The 24295-nt window shown below is 40.1% G+C and carries 18 protein-coding genes and 1 pseudogene; 6 read left to right on the forward strand and 13 right to left on the reverse strand.

Translation table 11 applies throughout. The features are described from left to right. Window positions 1-3 precede the first annotated feature (3 nt). From Q0874_RS15445 to hemN, 4 genes are all read right to left on the reverse strand, one after another. Window positions 4-1434 (reverse strand): mandelate racemase/muconate lactonizing enzyme family protein, encoded by a 1431-nt coding sequence (locus tag Q0874_RS15445; protein WP_299164419.1) that lies wholly within the window; start codon window positions 1432-1434, stop codon window positions 4-6. A gap of 45 nt (window positions 1435-1479) precedes the next feature. After that, window positions 1480-2406, reverse strand: a complete 927-nt coding sequence (locus Q0874_RS15450; RefSeq protein WP_299164420.1) for an RraA family protein — start codon at window positions 2404-2406, stop codon at window positions 1480-1482. Between the two features lie 295 nt (window positions 2407-2701). After that, window positions 2702-3526, reverse strand: coding sequence for a universal stress protein (locus Q0874_RS15455; RefSeq protein ID WP_299164421.1), 825 nt, complete (start codon window positions 3524-3526; stop codon window positions 2702-2704). Between the two features lie 31 nt (window positions 3527-3557). Further along, window positions 3558-4919, reverse strand: coding sequence for an oxygen-independent coproporphyrinogen III oxidase (hemN, locus tag Q0874_RS15460; RefSeq protein ID WP_299164422.1), 1362 nt, complete (start codon window positions 4917-4919; stop codon window positions 3558-3560). A 142-nt stretch (window positions 4920-5061) separates the two neighbouring features. Between hemN and Q0874_RS15465 the strand changes: the two genes are divergently transcribed. Both Q0874_RS15465 and Q0874_RS15470 read left to right on the forward strand, forming a co-directional pair. Next, complete coding sequence (locus Q0874_RS15465) at window positions 5062-5958, forward strand: sugar phosphate nucleotidyltransferase (protein WP_299164423.1); 897 nt, start codon at window positions 5062-5064, stop codon at window positions 5956-5958. A gap of 11 nt (window positions 5959-5969) precedes the next feature. Next, window positions 5970-7025: a phosphotransferase enzyme family protein gene (locus tag Q0874_RS15470; protein WP_299164424.1), complete on the forward strand. Its 1056-nt coding sequence runs from the start codon at window positions 5970-5972 to the stop codon at window positions 7023-7025. A 10-nt stretch (window positions 7026-7035) separates the two neighbouring features. Here the strand turns inward: Q0874_RS15470 and Q0874_RS15475 are convergent, their stop codons facing one another. Both Q0874_RS15475 and Q0874_RS15480 read right to left on the reverse strand, forming a co-directional pair. Beyond that, window positions 7036-8214 carry an acyl-CoA dehydrogenase family protein gene (locus Q0874_RS15475; protein ID WP_299164425.1) on the reverse strand — a complete coding sequence of 393 codons (1179 nt, stop codon included), beginning with the start codon at window positions 8212-8214 and terminating at the stop codon, window positions 7036-7038. 94 nt (window positions 8215-8308) lie between these two features. After that, complete coding sequence (locus Q0874_RS15480) at window positions 8309-9397, reverse strand: SRPBCC family protein (protein ID WP_299164426.1); 1089 nt, start codon at window positions 9395-9397, stop codon at window positions 8309-8311. A 59-nt stretch (window positions 9398-9456) separates the two neighbouring features. Here Q0874_RS15480 and Q0874_RS15485 point away from each other — a divergent pair, with 59 nt between their 5' ends. Together Q0874_RS15485 and Q0874_RS15490 are read left to right on the forward strand one after the other, a co-directional pair. Beyond that, the gene (locus tag Q0874_RS15485) at window positions 9457-10773 is read left to right on the forward strand and encodes an amino acid permease (protein ID WP_299164427.1); all 1317 of its coding nucleotides are present in this window, start codon (window positions 9457-9459) and stop codon (window positions 10771-10773) included. Between the two features lie 16 nt (window positions 10774-10789). Beyond that, entirely contained in the window at window positions 10790-11668 is an 879-nt protein-coding gene (locus Q0874_RS15490; protein ID WP_299164428.1) for a dimethylarginine dimethylaminohydrolase family protein, read from the forward strand. 3 nt (window positions 11669-11671) lie between these two features. Here the strand turns inward: Q0874_RS15490 and Q0874_RS15495 are convergent, their stop codons facing one another. From Q0874_RS15495 to Q0874_RS15505, 3 genes are all read right to left on the reverse strand, one after another. Next, on the reverse strand, window positions 11672-12385 hold the full coding sequence (locus Q0874_RS15495) for a methyltransferase (protein WP_299164429.1): 714 nt from the start codon (window positions 12383-12385) through the stop codon (window positions 11672-11674). Beyond that, window positions 12382-13815 (reverse strand): sulfatase, encoded by a 1434-nt coding sequence (locus Q0874_RS15500; protein WP_299164430.1) that lies wholly within the window; start codon window positions 13813-13815, stop codon window positions 12382-12384. Before Q0874_RS15500 ends, Q0874_RS15495 begins: the two co-directional genes overlap by 4 nt. 79 nt (window positions 13816-13894) lie before the next feature. After that, window positions 13895-14188 carry a Dabb family protein gene (locus tag Q0874_RS15505; RefSeq protein WP_299164431.1) on the reverse strand — a complete coding sequence of 98 codons (294 nt, stop codon included), beginning with the start codon at window positions 14186-14188 and terminating at the stop codon, window positions 13895-13897. 98 nt (window positions 14189-14286) lie between these two features. Here Q0874_RS15505 and Q0874_RS15510 point away from each other — a divergent pair, with 98 nt between their 5' ends. Both Q0874_RS15510 and Q0874_RS15515 read left to right on the forward strand, forming a co-directional pair. Next, a complete protein-coding gene (locus Q0874_RS15510; RefSeq protein WP_299164432.1) occupies window positions 14287-17091 on the forward strand; it encodes a discoidin domain-containing protein in 2805 nt (934 codons plus the stop codon). Window positions 17092-17114: 23 nt separating this feature from the next. After that, entirely contained in the window at window positions 17115-18161 is a 1047-nt protein-coding gene (locus Q0874_RS15515) for a TIM barrel protein (RefSeq protein WP_299164433.1), read from the forward strand. Between the two features lie 118 nt (window positions 18162-18279). Here Q0874_RS15515 and Q0874_RS15520 read toward each other — a convergent pair whose 3' ends face one another. The 4 genes and pseudogenes from Q0874_RS15520 to Q0874_RS15535 all read right to left on the reverse strand — a co-directional run bounded on the left by Q0874_RS15520 (window position 18280) and on the right by Q0874_RS15535 (window position 24201). Then, window positions 18280-21246, reverse strand: coding sequence for a PVC-type heme-binding CxxCH protein (locus Q0874_RS15520; RefSeq protein ID WP_299164434.1), 2967 nt, complete (start codon window positions 21244-21246; stop codon window positions 18280-18282). Window positions 21247-21336: 90 nt separating this feature from the next. After that, window positions 21337-21864 (reverse strand): ribosome maturation factor RimM, encoded by a 528-nt coding sequence (gene rimM / locus Q0874_RS15525; RefSeq protein WP_299164435.1) that lies wholly within the window; start codon window positions 21862-21864, stop codon window positions 21337-21339. Between the two features lie 193 nt (window positions 21865-22057). Beyond that, window positions 22058-22654: pseudogene (locus Q0874_RS15530) on the reverse strand (30S ribosomal protein S16); the annotation flags it as partial. 122 nt (window positions 22655-22776) lie between these two features. Beyond that, window positions 22777-24201 carry a sulfatase gene (locus tag Q0874_RS15535; RefSeq protein ID WP_299164437.1) on the reverse strand — a complete coding sequence of 475 codons (1425 nt, stop codon included), beginning with the start codon at window positions 24199-24201 and terminating at the stop codon, window positions 22777-22779. Window positions 24202-24295: the final 94 nt, after the last annotated feature.

A 24295-nucleotide genomic window follows, 5' to 3' on the forward strand; every position in this document is an offset into this window, starting at 1 on the left:
CACTTAGCTCCATAGTCTGTCCCACGCACGGATCTTGTCCCATTCAGGGGTAGGTGCAAATAATTTTTCCCCTTTGATCAGGTGTTTTTTAACTACTTCTTCGTTCAATTCCACACCTATACCCGGTTTTTCAGGAACTGTCACATAACCATCCTTTACAATAGGTCCTTCGAATCCAGTAACCAAGTTCTCCCAGTCGTTTTTATCCACTGCATGATGTTCCAGCCACATAAAATTTTCCGTAGCTGCAGCACTGTGTACACATCCAATAAAAGATATGGGGCCCGCTGCATGATGATGCATAAAACCAATTCCATGTCTTGAAGCAAAATCACCTATTTTTTTGGTTTCTAATATGCCCCCTGCAGTATTTGGGTCGGGATGGACAATATCTACAGATCTGGTTTTGATAAGTTCTTCAAAGCCTCCCTCGAGGCCGTAAATATCTTCCCCGGTTTGGGTAGGCGTGGTGGAAGATTGCGTAATTTCTTTCCATTGTTCTGTGTATTGCCATGGGATAATATCTTCTATATAAGCCAAATTATAAGGTTCTGTTGCCCTGGCAATTTTGATAGCCTCGTTCACCCCAAAATGACCCCAATGATCCGTGCCCATAGGAATGTCATAACCTATTTTAGAACGCATTACATCAAGGTACTCCATTAATAAATCTATACCCTTATCAGTGATCTGAACCCGGGTAAATGGATGTTTGGTTAGATTATAGGACCGGTATTCATAGCGATAAGGATTATAGTCCGCATCCGGAGAATTGATTATTGCTCCGGGGATGTCTTTAATTAGGTTAATGCCAATATCCATCTTAAGTGCCGTATACCCCTGATCAATTCTGGCCTGCATTCTATTGGCATATTCATTGGCATCTTTGGAAACTGTTGTATCACAATATAGCCTAACTTTATCCCTGTACTTCCCTCCCAGCATTTGGTAAACCGGGACATTATAGGCTTTCCCGGCAAGGTCCCAAAGCGCCATCTCCACAGCTGATACTCCACCTCCCTGACGTCCGTGAAATCCAAATTGTTTTATAATTCCAAACAAGCGTTCCACATTGCAAGGGTTTTCCCCTAAAATCCTACTTTTTAAAAACAAAGCGTATTCTTTTGCTGCGCCATCTCTAACATCTCCATGGCCTACAATACCCTGGTTTGTATAAATCCTTACTATTGGGGTCCTGAATGCAACATCTCCTCCAATTTCGGCAATTCGCATATCTGTAATTTTCAGGGTAGACGGACTTGAGTTTCTATTTACATTTTGGGATACGTAGGAAAGTTGCTCATTGGCTGAAGCTGCCGTTAATCCTGCCAGACTTAATCCGCCCAAACCTACTTTCTTTATAAAAGAACGCCTGCCTTTAGTATCATTTTGTATTTCCTTATCCCTGGGGTTTTCTTTTTTATTGGTGTACATATTTAGTTGGGTTTGAAGGGTTATTGAAATAGAAATTTAAAAGACTTACCATGTCCTGGTTTTTAAGTAATTATCAAGCTCTTCTTTACTCATTGGTAGTTTATCCTGATTTTCTTCAATCCAGTTCAAAAAATCAGTTTTGATCGCTTCTGTCCATTTTGTATCAATTTCACCTGGTGTATACTTTGCTTGTTTGAGTCTCAGATGACCAAATTCATCTTTTAATGCAACAAATTCTGCTTGCGTAATGACCTGCTCCACCAAGTGGGCAGGAATAAAAATAACACCCTCCCGTTTAGCCAGAACCAAATCGCCCGGCATTACCGTAGCCCTGCCTATTCTTATTGGGGTATTTAAACCTGTAAGCATCATATCCTTTATATAAGATGGATCCCAGCCCCTTACAAATGCATTAAACCCTTCAATGCGTTCTAAGCCTTCCAGGTCCCTTAAAGAACCGTCAAAGACCACCCCATTTCCAGAATTTGTATAAATGGCATTACCGAGATTATCGCCAATAAGGGTGCCATCAATTATCTTTCCGAATCCATCAGCAACGTAAATATCTCCCTGCTGTAATGCATCAATTGGCCAGGAATTGGATGCCCCTATTCTCCCTTCTGCTGTACCTTTTTTTGTTATTATGTCATTGATATCCGGCCTGGTCGGCATGTATTGAGCTGTTAATGCTCGGCCGGTCATTGGCATATCTTCATGTATCATCATCCAATCACCTTCAAATTGATTGTAATAACCCTGACCTCTCATTGCGCCCCAGGCTTCTTCAATGGAGATATTCTTTGCACGTTCCAGGTAACTATCCGGTATTTTTGGCCTACCATCCTCAAATCGATCCCCTGTCCAGTCAGAAGTATATTCAATCATTTGTTCCCTGGACATTGTCTGGGCATTCAAAGTTGTGTTTATAAACAAATAAAACACCAGCGAGAAATATAAAAAATAGGCTTTCATAATTGGTTAGCACTTACAAGGTTATATGGAAATTTAAGGTAATTAAGATAGCCAAAAAAAATTAGTAAACAAAGGCCGTGACGGCCTTTTAAAGAATAACTATTAATCCATAGATAGGGACAGACAAGTTTACGATTTCCAGAAAACCATGAAAGAATTTGATCCATTAGTTCTGCTTCTCAGACAATTTTAGGGTGCACTAAGAAGTCTCGTTGGTTTGATGTATTTATAAATAAATAAAGGGGAATCGTTTTGGATTCCCCTTTATCATATCAATTAATTAATCAACCTAAAACTATATTTTGAATGTGATTACAGGAATTTTGGAATGATTGGTAATATCCTCTCCAATACTACCCATAAAGAAATGTGATAGCCCTTTTCTGCCATGAGTAGGGATTCCAATTACATCGGCATGGATACTTTCGCTAAAATTTAAAACACCCTTCTCAACGCTATAATCATTATATATATTGACTTCCTTACCAGCACCAGCTTTTTGCAAATACTTGTTTACTTTTTCATAAGCATCCTGAGTACTTAAAAAATTGTCTCCCGGAGTATTTATATAGACCAAATGCAGTTTAGCTGATAATTTATCTGCAAATTCCTTGGCTTTTCGAAATGCAAGAAGGCTTTCGTCTTTAAAAGCACAGGCAAATACAAAGTTTTCAGCCTTGAAATCTTCCAATTCATCTTTAATCACCAGAACCGGAATTTCAGAATTTCTCACTACTTTTTCGGCATTGGAACCTACAAATATTTCTTTAAGTCCATCACTGCCATGAGAGCCCATGATAATCATATCGGCCCCATGTTTTTCAGCAATATCATTTACTTCACTAAATACTTTGAAATGCTTTATAATAGGAGTTACTTTTTTTACACCCTTCAGGTAGGGTTTGTCTAAAAACTCGGTAATTCGTTTTTCAGCCATTTTAATGAGAAACACGGTTTGTTCAGGATGAAATCCTTCCGAAGATGAAATCATTGCTTCATTTAATTCCAGCATATGAAGTGCAATAATTTCAGCCCCGTGCTTTTTAGATAGGGAGGCCGCAACTTTTAAAGCGTTTTCGGACTGCTCGGAGAAATCAACAGGTACTATGATTGTTTTCATTGTCTTAGATTTTAAGGTAAATTAAACACTTTTAAATAGTCATGGAAAACAGCCTGGTTTCAGGGGCTTTCCTATGTAATAACACATCAAATGCCATACATATGTTTCTTATAAAGGGTCTTCCCTTTTCAGTAACCCTAACTTTATTAACGCTAATTTCAACTAATTCGTCTTTTTCCATTTCCCTTAGCCTTGTCAAGATCTGCTCTAAAAGTTCGGAATTTTCACTTTCCTGATCCCAACTTGACTCAAATCTACACATTAAATTCAATATATGCCTTCTTATAAATTGATCTTCATCGGTTAAAATATGGCCTCTGTAAATAGGGATAATATTATTTCCTACCAGATGTTCATATTCCTCCAGGCTTTTAACATTCTGTGCAAAGCTATACCAGCTGTCGCCAATACTAGAAACTCCAAGACCAATCATCAGTTGCGTTTTGGAGGCAGTATAACCCATGAAATTTCTATGAAGTTTTCCAGAGACCATAGCAATGTAAAGGGAATCACTTTCCAGAGCAAAATGATCCATTCCTATTTCGTGGTAACCCACCTCAGCTAATAAAGCTTTTCCACTCTCATACTGATTACGCTTTTCTTCTGCGGTAGGCAGATCTTTATCATTGTATCCTCTTTGACCGTTCCCCTTAAGCCAGGGTACATGGGCATAACTATAAAATGCCAAACGATCAGGCATTAACAATTTGGTTTTTAAAATAGTATCCTTAACATGTTCCAGCGTTTGATATGGGAGTCCAAAAATTAAATCGTGGCCCACAGAAGTAAATCCAATTTCACGAGACCATTCCGTAACATCTCTTACCTTTTCAAAAGACTGAATACGGTGAATTGCTTTTTGTACGGTATCGTTATAATCTTGCACACCAAAACTCACCCTTCTAAACCCCAGATCAAACAACATTTGTAAATGAGTCTTGGTAGTATTATTGGGGTGCCCTTCAAAACTAAATTCATAATTTTCTGCTTTTTCTGCATGCCTGAATATTCCGTTAATTAATACTTTAAGGTGGTCGGGAGAAAAGAAAGTCGGGGTACCTCCTCCCAAATGTAATTCCTTAATTTTGGGCTTGGTATCAAAAAGTTCGCAATATAAACTCCACTCCTTTAATAAGGTGCTTATATAAGGTTTTTCTACCTCATGTCTTTTAGTAATACGCTTATGACACCCGCAAAACGTGCACATCTGTTCACAAAATGGCAAATGAATATAAAGACTGATACCCTCGGTGGCATTGCTTTCATCAAAACTTCTCTTTATCGTAGCTTTCCAGGCTTTTCCCGAAAATGTATCCATATTCCAATAGGGAACTGTAGGATAACTGGTATAACGAGGACCCGGGATATTGTATTTGCGTACTAAGTTGCCCATCAGAAAAAGTGTTTTCAACAAATCTATTTGTTTTAAGTCCAATATAATATGACATAAATCAGTTTTAATTTTAGGTAAAATCTTAATCCAGTTTACGATTCCCGTTATAAAAACTTATTTTTGCCGCCATAACAATAGAATTATGACACTTTTACTTATGGCAGCCGGAAGAGGCAGCCGATATGGAAAACTTAAACAGTTTGACGGTTTGGGGCCCAAAAATGAGTTTCTTATGGAATTCAGTATATACGATGCTTTAGAAAATGGGTTTAATCATATAGTTGTAATAACTCAAAAGGACAATGTTGATTTTTTAAAGAATTACTTGTCTCCAAAATTACCCAAACATATAAAACTCGATGTACTTTCACAGGAACTTACAGACCTGCCTGACGGAACTGGATTTAATGGAGAAAGAGGTAAACCCTGGGGAACTGCGCATGCTGTTTGGACTGCCAGACATGTCATAAAAAATCCCTTTGCCATTATAAATGCAGACGACTACTATGGCAAGGCCGCATATAAAAATGCATCCAATTTTATCAAAACAAGAGAGAACAAAGATGCATATGCCTTGGTAGCATATACCCTTGAGGATACCCTTTCAGAATATGGTTCCGTTTCCAGAGGAGTTTGCAAAAGAGATGGAAATAAATTGCATTCGGTAGTGGAACGCACTAAAATTCAAAAAGTGAACGGCGGACTCACAGACATGGATTCCGGACTTCATTTTAGTGGTGATGAATTGGTGAGTATGAATTTTTGGGTTTGTAATCCTTCTATTTTTGACCATATCGAACATGATCTGCGAATATTTCTGGAAAATGAGGAAAACATTGCCGGAGGTGAAGTATATATTCCTTTTGTTATTCAGAAAATGCTAGAACAAAATGAAGTAAGCGTTGCAGTAATACCTTCAGACAGCAAATGGTTTGGAATAACCTATGCCGATGATAAGGAAAAAGCTATGAAAGAATTGCAGGACATGACAGATAATGGAGAATACAGAACGCCACTATGGCCTGTTGAATCTGCGTAGACCATATATCAATGGATAGCTATGGCCCCAACGCTGTTTTGCCTTATTTTTCCATTGAGAGAAAGGAGTATAAAATACAGCCCATAAGTCAAGGGTATATCAATGACACTTTCGCTCTCCTGCAGGATGGTGCATCTTACTATATTTTACAGCGGCTAAATACGCAGGTCTTTAGCAATATTGACTTATTAATGCAGAACATCCATCATGCACATCTTTATTTAAAGGATAAAAACTACCACCAAATATCCCTGATAAGGACCATTGATAACAAGCCTTATTTGAAAATAAATAAAAGTGACTGCTGGCGAATGTTTACAATGGTTCCCGGTAGTATTGCTTTTGATACTACACAAGATGAGGGCATCGCCTTAGAAGCAGGCAAAATTATTGGTAAATTCCATTCCCTGCTGCAAGAGGCTCCTCTCGATATCTTCCAGGACACCATCCCCGGTTTTCATGATCTTTCATTTCGTGCGCAACAGTTTGAAGAAGCCTCGAAAAGTGCAACACCTGACAAATTAAAGGATGCAGAGAAGGCGATTCTTTTTGCAAAAATGACCCTTGATGAACTCGCTTTTTATGATCCCGGGAACTTACCTCTTAGAATATGTCATAATGATACCAAACTAAATAATATTCTTTTTGATAAGAATGATAAAAGAGCTTTATGTCTTATTGATCTTGATACCTTAATGAAAGGATATTTTCTTTTCGATTTTGGTGATGCTGTGCGTACTATAGTCAATACTGTGGACGAAGACGAAAAAGATCTCAGTAAAATAACATTTAACAAAGGGCTCTTTGAGGCTTTTATTGATGGCCTGAGCATGAACTCAGGTTTCCTGACTAAAGCAGAAATTCAGTATTTGCCTTTTGGTGTTAAATTAATGCCTTTTTTACATGGAATCAGGGCGTTAACAGATTATTTACAAGGAAATATCTACTATAAAGTGACTTATGAAACCCAGAATCTGGATCGGTGCCTTAGCCTGTTTGCCTTTACTAAAAAAGCTACAGAGCATATGGATTACATGCAGGAAGTAATAACTAAGAAATTTTTTTAAAGCCCGGGGTTTACTTAAAGGCATTATGGCCTGTAATATCCGCACCTGTAATTAGCAAGTGAATATCGTGTGTCCCTTCATAGGTGATTACACTTTCCAGGTTCATCATATGGCGCATGATACTATACTCGCCTGTTATTCCCATACCCCCCAGAACCTGCCTCGCTTCTCGGGCAATTTTAATAGCCATTTCAACATTGTTGCGCTTAGCCATAGAAATTTGTGCTGTGGTGGCTCTCCCTTCATTTTTTAATTGCCCCAGACGGAATGCCAGAAGCTGAGCCTTGGTTATTTCGGTAATCATCTCCGCTAATTTCTTTTGCTGCAATTGAGTTGCCGCGATGGGTTTTCCAAATTGGATTCTTTCCTTGGCATAACGTAGCGCAGTATCATAACAATCCATTGCGGCTCCAATAGCACCCCAGGCAATGCCGTATCGGGCAGAGTCCAGACAACCTAAAGGAGCTCCCAACCCATTTTTGCCGGGTAACAGGTTTTCTTTAGGAACTCTAACATTATCAAATATTAATTCGCCGGTTGCAGAAGCCCTCAGAGACCATTTATTATGGGTTTCCGGAGTTGAAAAACCTTCCATTCCCCTTTCCACAATTAATCCGTGAATTCTTCCCTCTTCATTTTTAGCCCAAACCACCGCAATATCTGCAAATGGGGAATTTGAGATCCAAAGCTTGGCTCCATTCAATAAAAAATGATCTCCTTTATCTTTAAAATTGGTAACCATCCCACTAGGGTTAGATCCGTGGTCGGGTTCGGTCAAACCAAAGCAACCCATATATTCTCCGCTAGCCAGTTTAGGTAAGTATTTTTTCCTTTGCTCTTCTGTCCCATATGCAAATATGGGGTACATTACCAAAGAAGATTGAACTGAAGCAGTAGAACGCACCCCGCTGTCTCCGCGTTCAATTTCCTGCATTATAAGTCCGTAACTTATCTGATCCAGCCCGGCTCCACCATACTCTACAGGAATGTAGGGCCCAAAGGCTCCGATTTCTGCAAGTCCGCCTATGATTTGCTTAGGGAATTCCGCTTTTTGTGCAAATTCCTCAATTATAGGAGTGATATCACGTTTTACCCACTGACGGGCGGCATCCCGCACTAGCTTGTGTTCTTCACTTAAAAGCTCATCAAGGTTATAGTAGTCCGGTGCTTCAAATAAGTCTGGCCTCATGCGTAAAATTTTTGTCAAAGGTAGTTAAAGGAATATAACAAACCAATGCCCTGATAGGACATTTTATAACAATAAATAACTCCGAAATGAAGATTTATGAATTGATAAATTCTGCTAAAAGGCGATGAAAATGATGTACTCCTTTTTCGCGTGTTGGTGAAAATCTGCCGGCTTTATAAAAATGGGAACGTATGCCTTTTTGTACTCCTTCCACCACGGCTTCATCTTCCATTTCTACCTTGTCTAATTGCGAACCTGCTCCTTTTTCGAGTTTGGATTGGTCGTAGACGTAACTGTAAAAAGACACTTTGGTTTTGTTCATTTCAAGAGGTTGGACCAAATTTACTGAAACACCCCAGGGATAAAAATTGAACATCATATTCGGAAATACCCAATAATAATAAGCCGCTATCTTCTTCCCAAAGTCCGGATGGCCTTCCGGAAGATCAAAGACCTCCTCAGTACCTTCAGCATAGCCTATCTGTAAATTCATATGGTCATATAGAACAGTATCATAATTTCCGTAATCTAAAACTGCATTCAGGTCCTCATGCACAAAAGGAATATGAAAACCCTCTAAATAATTATCACAGTAAAGCGCCCAATTTGCATCAATAAAATAGTCCTTCCCGCGCTTTTCATCCAGACTAAACTCATGCAAAGGCATAAATCCGACCCTTTCATTCATGGCGTCCAATACTTTTTGCAGTTCAAAAGCAGGTTTGAGGCCTACAAATAAAAATGAACCCCATTTGCGCATTTGAAATTCATGGAGGTTGTCACATGGCCTGGGAAAATTCTCAACATCTTCAAATTCTGGCATATGCTCCATTTTACCATGCAGATTGAAGCTCCGTCCATGGTAACCACAAATCAGTTTTTTAGCAGTTTTAGTGCTTTCAACAACCAAATTCCCGCGATGTGTGCACACATTGGTAAGACAGGAAATCCCGTCTTCCTTATCCCGGGTTAAAAGCATGGGTTCTGTTAAGAAGTCATCCAGTAAAATAAATGGATATACCTTTTCCACACTATCCACTAAACCCTCATGGCCAATCCATTGCCAGGACCTGTAAAAAATACGTTCCTTCACAGCTGCAAAAAATTCAGGATTGCGATAAAAAGAAGCGGGTAAAGTTTCTGCCTTAGTTATATCCGGGTCTATTTTAAATTTTTCCGTCACGAGTAATTTAATTTGTACATTTAAAAATATATAATTCTTTTCAGAACCAGCCAAAACCAATGAAACAAAGCAAGAATAAAAAAAAACTTGGGCTATGGATGAGTACGTCCCTGGTAATTGGAAATATGATTGGTGCAGGTGTTTTTCTAATGCCTGCCGCTCTTGCAGCCTTTGGAGGTATCAGTATTGTTGGATGGCTGGCTTCTTCAGCGGGTACGCTAGTATTGGCGTTGGTTTTCAGTAAGCTCAGTAAATTGTTCCTCAATAAAAGTGGGGGGCCTTATGCTTATACAAGAGCCGGGTTCGGGGACTTTGCCGGATTTTTGGTGGCCTGGGGATATTGGATTTCCATTTGGGTTGGTATGGCAGTAATGGCCATTGCCTTTGTAAGTGCTTTAACAGTGTTGTTTCCGATGTTAGAGGAAAATTCGATCGCTTCGGTCTTGACCGGCCTAGGTGCTATTTGGTTACTAACCTGGGTAAACACGAGAGGGGTCAGGGAATCAGGAAAAATACAAGTTGTAACGACCTTACTTAAACTAACCCCTTTACTAATGATTATTGTTGGGGGCTTTTTCTTTTTTAATATTGACAACTTTATACCTTTCAATGTAAGTGATTCATCAAGTTTTGAAGCCATAGCTATAACTTCAACTATGACCCTCTATGCTTTTTTGGGATTTGAGAGTGCAACTATTCCTGCAGATAACGTAAAAGACCCCGGAAAAACCATACCAAGAGCTACCATGTTGGGAACAATTATAACTACTTTGGTTTATATATTGGGAACAATGGCGGTCATGGGGATGGTTCCACTTCAGGAACTTGCGGTATCGCCAGCACCATTTGCGGATGCCATGGGGATTATGACCGGGAAATTAGGACGTGAGCTGGTTGCCGGTGGAGCAGCAATTGCTGCCTTTGGAGCCCTTAACGGATGGATCTTAATTGTTGGCCAATTACCAAGGGCGACCGCAAAGGATAAACTCTTTCCAGGAATTTTTAAAAAGGAAAACAAACGGGGTGTCCCTGTTTATGGAATGCTGATCGGCAGTGCCTTGGCCTCTGGGGTAATGCTAATGAATTATACCGAAGGCCTGGTAGAGCAATTTAGGTTTCTAATTTTACTGGGTACCTTGACTGCCTTGGTTCCATATCTCTTTACCGCCGCGGCCTATGTAAGTATCCTTTTAGAGAAAAAGCTACCCTCACAACCATGGTTGGGAATATATGGTATGGGTAGTTTGGCTTTTTCTTACTCTCTTTGGGCCATTTTCGGGGCAGGTGAAAAGGCTGTGTTTTGGGGATTTATTTTGTTGATGGTCGGAATACCCTTTTATGTATTTGTGAAATGGAGAAATAAAGATTCCACATAATAATAGTAATAATTCGATGCAATATACCTGTCAATCCGAGTACAAAAAATTGGAATTCGTTGTCATTAAAACCGTGGAGAAAGCGTTTATTAATGAGGAGAAGCTAACTAATGAATGGTCTGCCCTTAATTACCTTTCCAAACCGGATCTGACCAGGGCAAAAGAGGAATATAAGGCCTTCAAAAGTTTAATTGCCGAAAAAGTACCCCATATAAGTTGCTTCCCCAAATCTGATTCTGTTACTATAGATTCCATCTATTGCAGGGATGCCAGCATAGCTACAGATTACGGAATGATTATTTGCAATATGGGCAAGCAGGCAAGGGCTATGGAACCTGCAGCACAAATGAAATACTTTGAAGCTAATAATATTCCTATTCTGGGGACCATTAAAGCTCCCGGTACTCTTGAGGGAGGTGACGTGGCCTGGTTAGATAAAAACACCTTGGCCGTTGGGCATACTTATCGCACTAATTCATCAGGCATTGCACAGCTAAAAGAACTACTCGCTCCTTATAAAATTGAAGTACTGGTTGCCGAACTTCCTCATTACAAAAGCGCTACCGATGTATTTCATTTAATGTCTATTTTAAGTCCGGTAGATAAAGATCTGGCAGTCGTTTATTCCCCACTGATGCCCATTTCATTCAGAAATGACCTACTTCATCGTGGCTTTACCCTTGTAGAGGTACCGGAACAAGAATTCGAATCTATGGGATGCAATGTGCTGGCTACCGACGCACGCCAATGCATAATGGTAGCGGGAAATCCGCTTACTGAAAATGCTTTAAAAAAGGCAGGATGTACCGTTTATACTTATAAGGGAGAAGAAATCAGTTATAAAGGCGGGGGTGGACCTACCTGCCTAACCAGGCCAATCTACCGAACAGACTAACTTTCACATCTTCAGGTAGAAATCTTTTGTCAGATTTATATAATCTTCAGTATACTGATGTCGCGCTTTTTCCAGGGTAAGCTCACTTTTCAATACCGGGGTTTTTTTCAAATGAAATTCTAATAGACTTCTTTTAACCTCAGATTCAAGATGGCCTTTTACTCGTAACAAACGTCCCGGATAAAGCCCAATATTTTCCGCTTCTTTCAGTACTTCCTTTTCCTCCTTAAAAGGAATAATTATCGTGAATATGCCATTTTTTGATAGCAATTTTATTACTCCTTTGAGGAGAAACCTAAAAGGAAGAGAACTATTCTGCCTGGCCAAATCGCGGGCACCATCACCACTGGGTACATCTTCAGAATAAAAAGGGGGGTTAGAAATAATCAGATCATATTTATCATCAATCTCATCAAGAAATTCGCCCAGAGAGGCGTGGTAACAAAACAGCCTATCTGCCCAGGGCGAAGCCTCGAAATTCTCAACGCATTGTTCAAAAGCATCCGCATCTATTTCAATGGCATCTATTGTATCGGCATTACTTCTTTGAGCCAGCATTAACGCAATGATGCCCGTACCTGCACCAATATCTAAAATTGATTCCGGTAAATCAGAAATACTGGCCCAGGCACCTAACAAAACACCATCTGTACCAATCTTCATGGCGCAGCGATCCTGATTTACAGTGAATTGTTTAAATTTAAAAGGTTTTTTCATTCAAGGGTACCTGCAGGCCTTATTTCAGTTCCTTCCATTTCTCTCAACGAATCACCTAATTTATTTCGCATCGTATCTGCCAGTTGTTTAATTTTTTTGACTACTTCAGGATAGTTACCTGCTACGTTTGTAGTTTCACTTAAGTCAACCGAAAGATCATAGAGTTCAATTTCTTTTAAATCTAAATACACATAATCACCGGGCAGACCATCCTTGCCTGGCTGTTGACCTTCCATTGTTCTATAATTATGAGGGAAATAAAGTTTCCATTTATCATACCTGACACCGTGAAGTTCGTTCACTCTGTAATAAAAATAATAAGCCTCCTGGGGGCTTTCTTTACTATCCCCACTAAGTAATTTCCAGACACTTTTTCCGTCAATAATACGATCAGGTAATGCAGAACCTGTTATTTCGGCCAGCGTAGGTAAAATATCGATGGCCATAACCGGAGTATCGATATTCCGGCCTCCTTTTAACCCATTGGGGTATCTTATTATAAATGGTTCTCTATGACCCCCTTCCCAGGCCGTACCTTTTCCTTCTCGAAATGGCAAAGCACTTCCCGCATGATTCCCGTATGATAACCAGGGACCATTATCTGAAGTAAAGATAACTACCGTATTCTCATCCAGATCATTCGCTTTTAAAGCATTTAAAATCTGTCCTACAGACCAATCAATCTCCATTATAACATCACCATATAATCCTCTTCCCGACTTGCCTTTAAACTTTTCGGAGACAAATAAGGGCACGTGGGGTTGCGGATGGGGCACATACAGGAAGAAGGGATGATCTTTATTCCTGTTTATAAAATTTACGCTTCTCTCCGTGATTTGTGTAGTTAATTGAGACTGGTTAGTTAAGGTATCTATTATAGTTTCATTCTCATACAATGGTAAAGGTCCAAAATTAAAAACCGGACCCTGTTGGGGATGCAAAGGCCACATATCGTTAGAATAGGGAATGCCAAAATACTCATCAAAACCGTGCTTGGTTGGCAAAAAATCCGGATGATCCCCTAAATGCCATTTCCCAAAAATACCGGTGGAATATCCCTTTGCTTTGAACATTTCTGCTATGGTGATTTCAGAAGCATTAAGCCCTATTTTGCTATCCGGCATAAAGGCATTATGGATTCCTATGCGATTTGGATAACAACCGGTTAACAGCCCCGCCCTTGAGGCCGAGCATACTGCCTGGGCAGCATAAAAACTACTTAACATAATGCCTTCACTTGCCATCTGATCCAGGTTGGGTGTTAAGATGTCGTCAGCTCCGAAAGCGCCAACATCCTGATACCCCTGATCGTCGGTGAAAATAAGCACAATATTAGGTGGGGCGGCCCTCTTTGAAGTGGGTTCTACGTTATTATTCTTACAAGAAAGCACGCAGACAATACAAAGTAGGGTTAAACTATTTCTGAACATAACTTGCCATTAAATTAACAATTATAATGTGGGTATCAATAGGTTTATGTTGAACCGATGGTAAAGGCCATTTAGATAATCAATGCAACGGCTCATAATCGATTTCAAGAAAATCGTCAACGCTATCCATCCAATAATCCCTAATGAATCCCTGGTGCTCCGGATGTTGGTTATAGGCCTCGTATTCGATAGTCGATTCAAACTCCATGACCAGACCATAGTCAAAAGTGTTTTTTTTACTGGTTTGTCGAAATCGTTTAAAGTTTAATACCCCTGGAATTGAGGCCAAGCGCATGGCCGCCTCCATAAAACGTTTTTCTGCTTTGGAACCCTTGGCATGTTTCAATTTAAAAATAACGGAATGTTGGATCATAATGCTTCCTGCGTTGTATGTTCGTTTTTAATGAATGAAATGTTCCTGAGAGTCAATTTAATTAATTTTTCATATTTTCAATCTTTAAATCTGAAAATATGCCTCATCCCCGTTTGGATTTTAATGTAAATGCCAGCTCCTTTGGTGTATTGCTATTCTTTCTTTCCTTAACTATTTGCTTTATCTCCGGATGTGTCCCAAAAGAAGACGCGCCCGATAATGTCGCGAAAGTAATAGGATCTATGACCGATAGTCTGCCTATAATTTCCTTGCCCGAAGATGCTGATCCTGAAGCACCGAATTGGAAAGGGATAGATTTGGATCCCAAGTCGCCTGTAAAACCGTCATACCCGGCTGAGGAGGCTAAACAGTTTCTGTTACCGGAAGGGTATCATATCGACTATGTGCTCACAGAACCTCAGATAGAACAGCCAGGAGCCATTTCATTCGATGGAAACGGACGGATGTACGTATTGGAATTGCGAACCTATATGCTGACCGCTGATTCTGACGGAACCCTGGAACCGGTTAGCAGAATATCGCGCTGGGAAGATAAAAATAACGATGGGGTCTATGAAACCGGAACCACTTTTCTGGACAGCCTTATCTTCCCAAGATTTGTTTTACCCTATGGGAAAGATTGTATCTTAACAATGGAGTCTGATGCTGATAATGTCTATAAATATACCGATACAGATGGGGATGGTGTGGCAGACAAAAAGGAATTTTTTACCAACAAATATGGCCGCTCCGGAAATGTGGAACATCAGCAGGCTTTTATGTACTGGGGTATGGACAATTGGCTTTACAGCACGGTAAATGCTTTCAGGGTCAAAGAAACTCCAGGTGGCGTAATTCGTGAGAAAACGGGGTACAACCGCGCCCAATGGGGCATTACCCATGATGACGATGGTAAGCTATGGTTTCAAGGGGGGGCCAGCGGTGTACCTTCCTATTTTCAATTCCCTATTCACTATGGCACTTTCAAGGTGGAAAATCAATTTGCAGAGGGCTTTGAGATACCTTGGGGTGCCCCGGTAAAAATTGCAGATATGCAGGGTGGTATGGATGAGGTTCGCCAACCTGATGGCTCTTTGAACAGGGTGACCGGGTCTGCAGGTAATGACATTTACCGAGGAGACCGTTTGCCCAGGGAGTTATACGGCCAACTGTTTTATGGGGAGCCCGTGGCCCGGATAGTACGTCAGATTAAACCGGTAGTTAGTGAGGGCCTAACCACACTGCATAATGTTTATCAGGAAGATAAGTCGGAATTCCTGCGCAGCACAGATCCACTTTTTAGACCTGTGGATATGGTAACCGCCCCAGATGGGACCCTATATGTTACTGACATGTACCATGGCATCATCCAGGAAGGTCAATGGGCACAAAAAGGCACTTATCTCAGAACTAAAATAGAACAGTACCAATTAGATAAGGTAATAGGTTTAGGGCGGATTTGGCGCATTACCCATGAGGGAAACGAGCGCGACAAAACACAGCCCAGAATGTTTGATGAAAGTCCGGCAGATTTGGTCAGGCATCTGGAACACCCAAATGGTTGGTGGCGAGATAAGGCCCAGCAATTGATTGTTTTGTCGCAAGATAGAAGTGTAGTACCTAAGCTTGAAAAAATGGTAAGAGAAAACAAAAACCTTTTAGCACGTTTTCACGCATTGTGGAGTTTGGAAGGTTTAGGTGCACTGGATAAAGTGTTGGTCGGTCAATTGCTAAAAGACCAAAATCCTCGCATGAGAATACAGGCAATTCGCGTAAGTGAATCATTATATAAAGACGGTGACAAGCAATTGGCAAAAAACTATAGCCTGTTGATGAAAGATGCAAATACAGATGTTGCCATGCAGGCCATACTTACTGCTAACTTGCTAAAAATACCATCTTTACGGGATGACGTTACCAAATTGATGGCATCTAACAGTGCCAAAGGGATACAGGTATTAGGAGAACAAATTCTGAATCCAGTAGAAATTAGGGGTTGGATGATAGATAAGGCTCCGGAATTAACGGCTTCCCAACAGGAGGCTATGGAAAGGGGTTCCATTATTTTTAATGAACTATGCGTCCAATGCCATGGTCTCGATGGCACAGGCACCCCTTTAGGAAACGGAACAGTTATGGCGCCGCCTCTGACCGGGTCTCCGAGAGTTCAGTCGCATCCTGAATATGTTATAAAAACACTACTGCATGGATTGGAAGGTCCTTTAGATGGTAAGACTTATCCCGGAAGTATCATGGTGGGAATGGGCGATCAGTCCGATGGCTGGATCGCTGATATTGCAAGCTACATTCGCTTGAATTTGACCAATGACGCTTCAATAATCTCACCCGAACAGGTTTCTGAGATACGTTTAAAAAGCAAAGCAAAAATAGGGCCTTACCAATATCACGAACTATTGGCATCCGTACCTCAAAATATTGCCCCATCTGACCACTGGAAAGTAACTGCAAGTCACACAGCCCCAACAAGAATAGGCGGGACAGACTCCCCTTCCAGTGCGTTTAATTTTGAAGGATGGACCACAGGGGAAACACAGAAAAAGGGAATGTGGTTTCAAATCGAATTTCCAGAAGCCCGGACTATCACGGAAATCCATTTTAATTCGCCTCCTAAAGGTCGGGGAAATTATCGTGACCGTATACCTCCGTTCCAGAGCTATCCCAGATCCTATGACTTGCAAGTTTCTTTGGATGGGGCCAATTGGAATACAATAAAAACAGGAAAATCCGATAGTGCGGATACAATACTGTCGTTTGAACCAAATGAAGCCAAATTCTTACGTATTATCTTAACTGATGATATAGAGGAAAAAGGTGAAATTCCGTGGTCTATGCGACAAATGAAAATATTCGGTTTGCTTCAAAATGAGAAGTTGCTAAACTAAAGGAACACCTAACAAACAACATTATGGAAAATAACAACAGTAATTTTAGCAGGAGAAGGTTTATTGGTACTTCGGCAAGTTTTGTCGCCGCAACGGCCATTACGGGTCCTTCACTTTTTGCGGCTCCTTCAATACTAAAAAACAACAACAACCCAAATTCAATAATAAACGGCGTACAGATTGGTGTAATCACTTATTCTTTTAGGAGTATGCCCGATCAAAGTGCCGAGGCCACTTTAAAATATATTTTGGATTGCGGTATAAGTGCCATTGAACTTATGGGAGATCCGGCCGAATCTTATGCAGGGAAACCGGAAAATAGCGCAGACCGGCGTCGTTATTATACACTTATGAGATCTAAAAGGAATGGGGACGTTTTGAGTGATGAGCAACAAAAAGAAATGACAGAAATGCAGCAAAAAATGGCGGCATATAATAAAGCAGTTGCCCAATGGCGTTCAACAGTATCCATGGATAAATTTGCCGAACTAAGAAAGATATACAATGATGCCGGGGTTACCATATATGCCTTTAAACCCAGGGCCTTTGGCAAGGACAATACTGATGCTGAAATAGATTGGGGCATGCGGGCAGCTAAAACCCTTGGGGCTAGTCATGTTACACTGGAACACCCGGGAGATGATGCTCATACCCAAAAACTGGGAGATATGGCTAAAAAACACGGTATTTTTGTGGCCTACCATGGTCACGAACAGCAAACGCCCACTTTTTGGGATACGGCATTGAAACAATCGAAGTACAACGCATTGAATCTTGATTTAGGACATTATGTAGCAGCTGGAAATACGGATCCGCTTGAAATCATAAAAAGTAAACACGACCGCATAATGAGCATGCATACCAAAGATCGTCAAACACCCGGGCATGGAAAAGGTAATGTTCCATGGGGCACCGGAGATACGCCAATAACCCAGGCCCTGCAATTAATCAGGGATAACAAATATAAATTTCCAGTAACCATAGAACTGGAATACGATATACCAGAAGGTTCAAACGCTATAGAGGAGGTTAAAAAGTGTCTGAAGTATTGTGAAAAGTCTCTGGCTTAAAAAGCCTTTATATCTGTTCCTATTATAACAGTTTGGTGAAACTCATTTCCCGATTGTTTAGTGTATAACTTTTAACCTCCATATAGGAAGAAACTAGGAAACTTTAAGTTTAAATTCTTTATTGCGCTTGTTGCAGAAATGCCAGCAAATCGGCCATGTCCTGTTTATCTATTCCTGCTTCCAGTCCTTCCGGCATCAGAGATTTTCCGGTAGACATAAAGGCTTCAATTGTATTTTTTGGAATAATTACTTCTTCCCCACCTGTCATTTTTAAAGTAAGTTCTGTATCTGTTTCATTACTGACAAGTCCAAAATAGATACTTCCACCAGTCGTGACTACTTTGTAGTTTAAATATCGGGTATCCACGGCGGCATTAGGGTCTAGAATTTCATGAATCAGGGACTCCTTACTTTTCCTGCTTATTTCGGTTAAAACAGGACCTACTTCATTGCCTGTACTTCCGTAAATATGGCAACTTGAACATAAATTTTGAAATACAATACTTCCCATTTCTGAATCTCCATTTAGAGCTAAAGCAGGTTGCATTTCTAATAGTACCTGTTTCCTTTGAACAACTCCACTATCCGAAAACAATGCCTCGGCTCGTTTTCGAATATCTCCATCATCAGAAAACAATAACACTCTCCTGCGTTCCAGATCAAGATTAAATTCACCGAGGTTTACCGTACCATCTTCCATAGCGGTTAGAAGTGCATCATGATTAAATGATTTATATAACAGAATATCGGTTGCGTGCTTTCTGGCTTCCGGAGCTAAAAAATTCCACATACTTAAAAGTCTTGGCCCCACTTCTTTTTCGTTAGAATTCCATAATTGTTTAAGGGATTCCCTTTGCAAAACCATAGGCCTTTTGCTATCAAGCAGCTTGTAAAGTAAAGCAGCCCTGTTTTCGAAATCAGATAAGCCAATTAATTTTAATTGTAACAATTGCTCATCTATACTCCCCTTTTGTGCTAAAATATCCTTCTGCGATTTCGCCATTATTTCATTGATCTTTTTAGAAGAAGGGAATCCCATGGCCAGGCGGAGTTCTCCAGCGGCTTTTATTATTCCGAGGTCATTGGTATTTTCCAGAGTTCTCAAAGCCTGTATGATTGAATTCTTACTGTCTTTGTCTGCCAATTGATCTACCCTTTGAATGTATCCTTTGGAAAGTGATTCAATAAGTTCGGCTTTTAAAGATTTTTGTATATTACTTTTATAGATCCCATCCAGAACTGATTTGATACTCAGACCATCCATTTCTTTTCCAATTATTCCGGTCAAAATTTCCAGCACTTGCTTTTGGTCTTCTGTTAATACCTGGTTATAAGTCAATTCTTCACCTGCAAAACTGCTGGCCTGTCTGCTTAATGCAAATGACATTGCCATTCTATTCCATTGATCCGATTGAGTCTCTCTTAATGCCTTTCTCATTAAGGACGCGGTTTGACCCCTATGTGCAAAATATAAAGAATCTGAGATAGTACTGAGGGTAAGAGCAGCCTGCATTCTAAGGCGTGGATTACTTGCCAGTGTCAAACTCAGCAATGGTTCCACAAACTTGTCAATTTCTTCTGGTCTTGCCTCTAGAATTTTCAGGGCATTTTCGGCAATAGGGCTATAAGGATCATTTAAAGCCTTCATTAATTGTTTGTTATTTAGACTACCCAGACCCTCAAGTGTCCATAAACTATGGATTCTTGCCAAAGGATTTTTAGTGCTGTCCAATTGGTTTGCAATTAAAGGAACTGATTTATAGTTCTTTTGGGTTACGAGTAGTTGCTGAGCCGTCTTCCTTATCCATTGATTTTTGTTCCCCAAGGCCGTTACAAGTTCTATTTCACTGAAGCTTTCCAGATCTTTTGGTTTGTCATAATTATATTGGATTCCGGTAATACGGTAGATTCTTCCTTTCTTTCTCCCGGCATTTAAATCCAATTCGGCCTCAATATCATCCGGAATCCATTCAGGATGTTCAATGACTTCCCTGTGCATATCTAAAACATAAAGAGACCCATCCGGGCCCACAGTCATATTAACGGGTCTGAATGCCCTGTCACTTGAAGCCAGAAATTCGGTTTTATCTCCAACTCTGCTTGCTTTGGAAGCTGCGTTGTTTTCCGTTAATAGGTCCATATGAACGAGATTTAGAACGCAATCCGCCACCAATAAAGACGAATCAAAATCTTCGGGAAAAATTCCTCCCCCATAAAATGTAATTCCACATGCTCCGGAAAAATACCCGGATTGCTCAGGGTGATTTACCCTGGTTTCCTGCTCACCAATGGGGTAAATTCTAGACAAACCGTTTTCATCATGATCGGAGATATTTGTTAATGCATGGCCAGGAGTAACAGGTAAATTTTGAAAATAACGATCCTCAAATACCAATTGAGAAACATGTTCCAGGTTATGAGTTTCGTACAATCGACCCCATTCGTCAAAAGTAATTTTAAATCCTCCGGAAGATTCCCCTACCCTTTCAGCAATTTCCTTTTCCAAATCCAGACGGAGATCGCCACCTCTTAAATTTAGAATAGCGTCAGGTTTAGAGAAAAAATAAGGTTTTCCTGAGTTTCCCCCATTTGCCGCATAGATCCAGTTGTCCAATCCATAAGTCAATCCATTAAAATTATGCTGAAGATTCTCATTGCTAAATCCATCCATAATATGAACTCGTTCGTCGGCCAACCCATCAAAGTCCTGGTCCGAAATCCAAATAAGATGCGGTGGGGAAGCAACCAGGAAACCACCTTTATAAAACATAAAAGAGGAAGCTACTCCCAGGCTGTCAGCGTAGACTTTCCTTTCATCATAGACCCCATCATCATCATTATCTTTCAAAAGAATAATCCGGCTTTGTTCATCCCGCAGAGGATATCCGGGCATTTCTAAAACATAGGCTTTGCCGGTTGGAGAGAACTGCATGTCCACCGGATCATAAACCAATGGTTCAGAAGCAACTAATTCAATTTTAAAATCAGGGTGTATTTCAAAACCTTCAATAGATTTCGAATGTTCGAATGTGCAGCTAAAAAATAAAGCATTAGCCAGAAGAAAGAAAACAATTCGGATGTTCATTTTTTTACCCAAAATAAAAAGGATGATGAAAGATAGAAAAAAAGAAAGAAGTTTAAAAGTACTATACTTTTCTAATCTCAATTGAAAATACTAGGAAAGATAAAGGTCCACCAAGCCTTCAGGGGTAGTTACATAAATCGTTTTAACGTCCCTGTCTACTTTTTGAATGATATTATCAGCGACAGGAATCAGCAATTGCTTATCATCCTTTTCAACCTCAAAGAGCACCTGGGAAACAGAATCATTTACCCCAGTAATAACTCCAATATTTCCATGTTGCTTATCCATAACCGTAAACCCTATAATTTCGTGGTAATAGAATTTATTTCCGGAAAGTTTGGGTAAAAATTTCAATGGCAGATACAAATTAGAACCTATGATGCGATCTGCGTCGGCCTCACTGGAAATTTCTTCAAATCGAATACGGAGCAGGTTCGATTTATGCAGGTAACACTTTTCAATAAAAAATGGAACCAGATTGTTTCCTATTGAAACAAAAACTGATTCCATGTTTTCGTATATCCCGGGCTCATCGGTATCGAGTTTTACAAGTACCTCACCCTTAAAACTATGTTTTGAAACGATTTTGCCCAGGTAGAAACAATCTTCCTTTTGCATCTCGTTCTAAAAATTATTTTTTCTTTTCAGAAGCAGCAGGCTTTTCTTCTGTGTCACCTTCTATAGCAGTATCTTCTGCCTTAGCAGGAGCAGCCTCTTTCGCAACTTCTTCTTCAGCTACAGGAGCAGCCTCCTCAACAACTTCTTCTTTAGCCACAGGAGCAGCTTCCTCTACAACTTCTTCAGTAACAGCTTCTTCAGCTACTGGCTCTTTTGTTGCGGCTTCTTTAGCTACTGGCTCTTCTGTTGCAGCTTCTTCAGTTGTTTCCGCTTCAGCTCCGGCCTCCTCAGTTACAACAATAGCTTCTTCAGTTATTTCTGCTTCAGCATCTTCAGTTAACGCTTCTGCAGCCGCTAAAGCTCGTTTTTCGTTTACTTCTTTTTCAGCTTCTAATGCTTTTGCTCTTGCTTCAGCCTTTTCTTTATCTAATCCGGCCTCTTTATTAGCAATAGCTTTTGCTTTTTCCTCAACCCAGGCATTGAATTTTGCTTCTGCTTGTTCTTCAGTTAAAGCACCTTTTCGAACGCCCCCTAATAAGTGATGCTTGTATAAAACACCTTTATAAGATAAAATTCTTCTGGCAGTATCCGAAGGTTGAGCTCCGTTTACAAGCCATTGAACAGAATTATCAATGTTTAATTCAATGGTGGCAGGATTGGTGTTTGGGTTGTAGCTCCCTAACTTTTCAAGAAACTTACCATCTCTTTTTGAGCGTGCATCTGCTGCTACTACCCAATAATATGGTTTTCCTTTTTTTCCGTGTCTTTGTAATCTAATTCTAACTGGCATATCACATTAATTTTGCAGGGTGCCCGACCCTCGATTATTAATTCTTTATTTTTTTCCCTATAAAATGGGGTGCAAATATAAGTGTTTTCTATAAACCACCAATACTTTTAAACTATTTCCTTTTATTCTATTTCTACTAATTGATCCTGACCTATTACCAATTTCGATTTGTGTTCAGAAACAAGCGAATTAATGGCTTTAATGAGCTTCGGATTTTCATTGGCTATATCAAATCGCTCTTCCGGATCAGTACTTAAATTATATAAAATGGGAGGGTTGTGCACTTCCTTTTTACCAAATTGACCATATTCTCCCTGGGTAATAAAATGCGCCTTGAAATCTCCTAAACGTACTGCATAAAGATCGGTCCCCCTGTAATAAAGAAGCTTCTTCCGGGGACTTGGAGCCCCATGTAATAAAGTTTCACTTAAATCGTATCCATCAATTATTCTGTCTTCCGGAATTTTAGCTCCTGCCAAACTGCTAAAAGTGGTAAAAAGATCCATAGTAGAGCCAATGCCATTTACCAATCCGGGCTTAATTAAGCCCGGCCCCCAGAAAATTCCGGGTTCCCTCATACCGCCTTCCCATGTTGTTCCTTTTCCGGCTCTTAAAACACCTGCACTGCCGCCATTAAGCTTAAAGCTGAGCCAGGGGCCATTATCAGAAGTAAAGACAACTATTGTGTTATTTTCAAGGCCTTCCTCCTTTAACGTGGCAATTATTTTACCAACCCCATGGTCAATTTCTTCTAATACATCTCCGTATAATCCGCGCTTACTTTTGCCTTTGAATTCTTTCGATACAAATAAGGGTATGTGGGGTAAGTTGTGTGCCAAATATATAAAGAAGGGGTTTCCCTTGTTTTTCTTTATAAATGAAATAGTTTCATTGGTATATCTGCCGGTAATGGTATTCTGATTGGCCGGGCGTTCTATGATCTCTGTATCCCGCATTAAAGGAACATTAAAATGAATTGTTTTAATTGCGTCATTGGGTTGTTTCCAATACTCCCAATAGGGAATATCAACCACCTTATCCATGTCATTGGAATATGGAATCCCATAATAATAATCAAAACCATTGTTGGTTGGGAGGTATTGTTCTTTATGACCCAAATGCCATTTTCCTATACAGGCCGTTTTATAACCCACTTCTTTGAGCTGTTCAGCCAGGGTGATTTCAGTTGCAGGCAAACCCCTGCTGGAATTCGGATAAAGCACTCTTCTTTTATTACTTGACATGCCACTTCTTACCGTTAATCTGCCTGTAAGTAATGCCGCCCTGCTGGGGGTACAAACACTGGCCGCAGCATAAAAATTGGTCCATTTTTGTCCCTCATATGCCATCTGGTCCAGGTTTGGCGTTTGAATAGAGGGATGGCCATAAACCCCAAGATCTCCATAACCAAGATCGTCGGCAAAAATTATAATAAAGTTCGGTGGCTTATTATCCTTATCTTGTCCTAGGGTTTTTTGGATCGCTGTTAAGCTAACCAATACACTAAAAATTACCAGTAAACCTGATAAGTTGATCTTAATATTCATTTTTATAAAGCTTTAATCAGTTTTAAAGATATGTATATCTGGAAAGAACTTAAAAATTTATATCTGAACTGGCGTTGATAACTCGTGACAACTC

Source organism: uncultured Eudoraea sp. (assembly GCF_947490415.1).
Classification (GTDB): domain Bacteria; phylum Bacteroidota; class Bacteroidia; order Flavobacteriales; family Flavobacteriaceae; genus Eudoraea.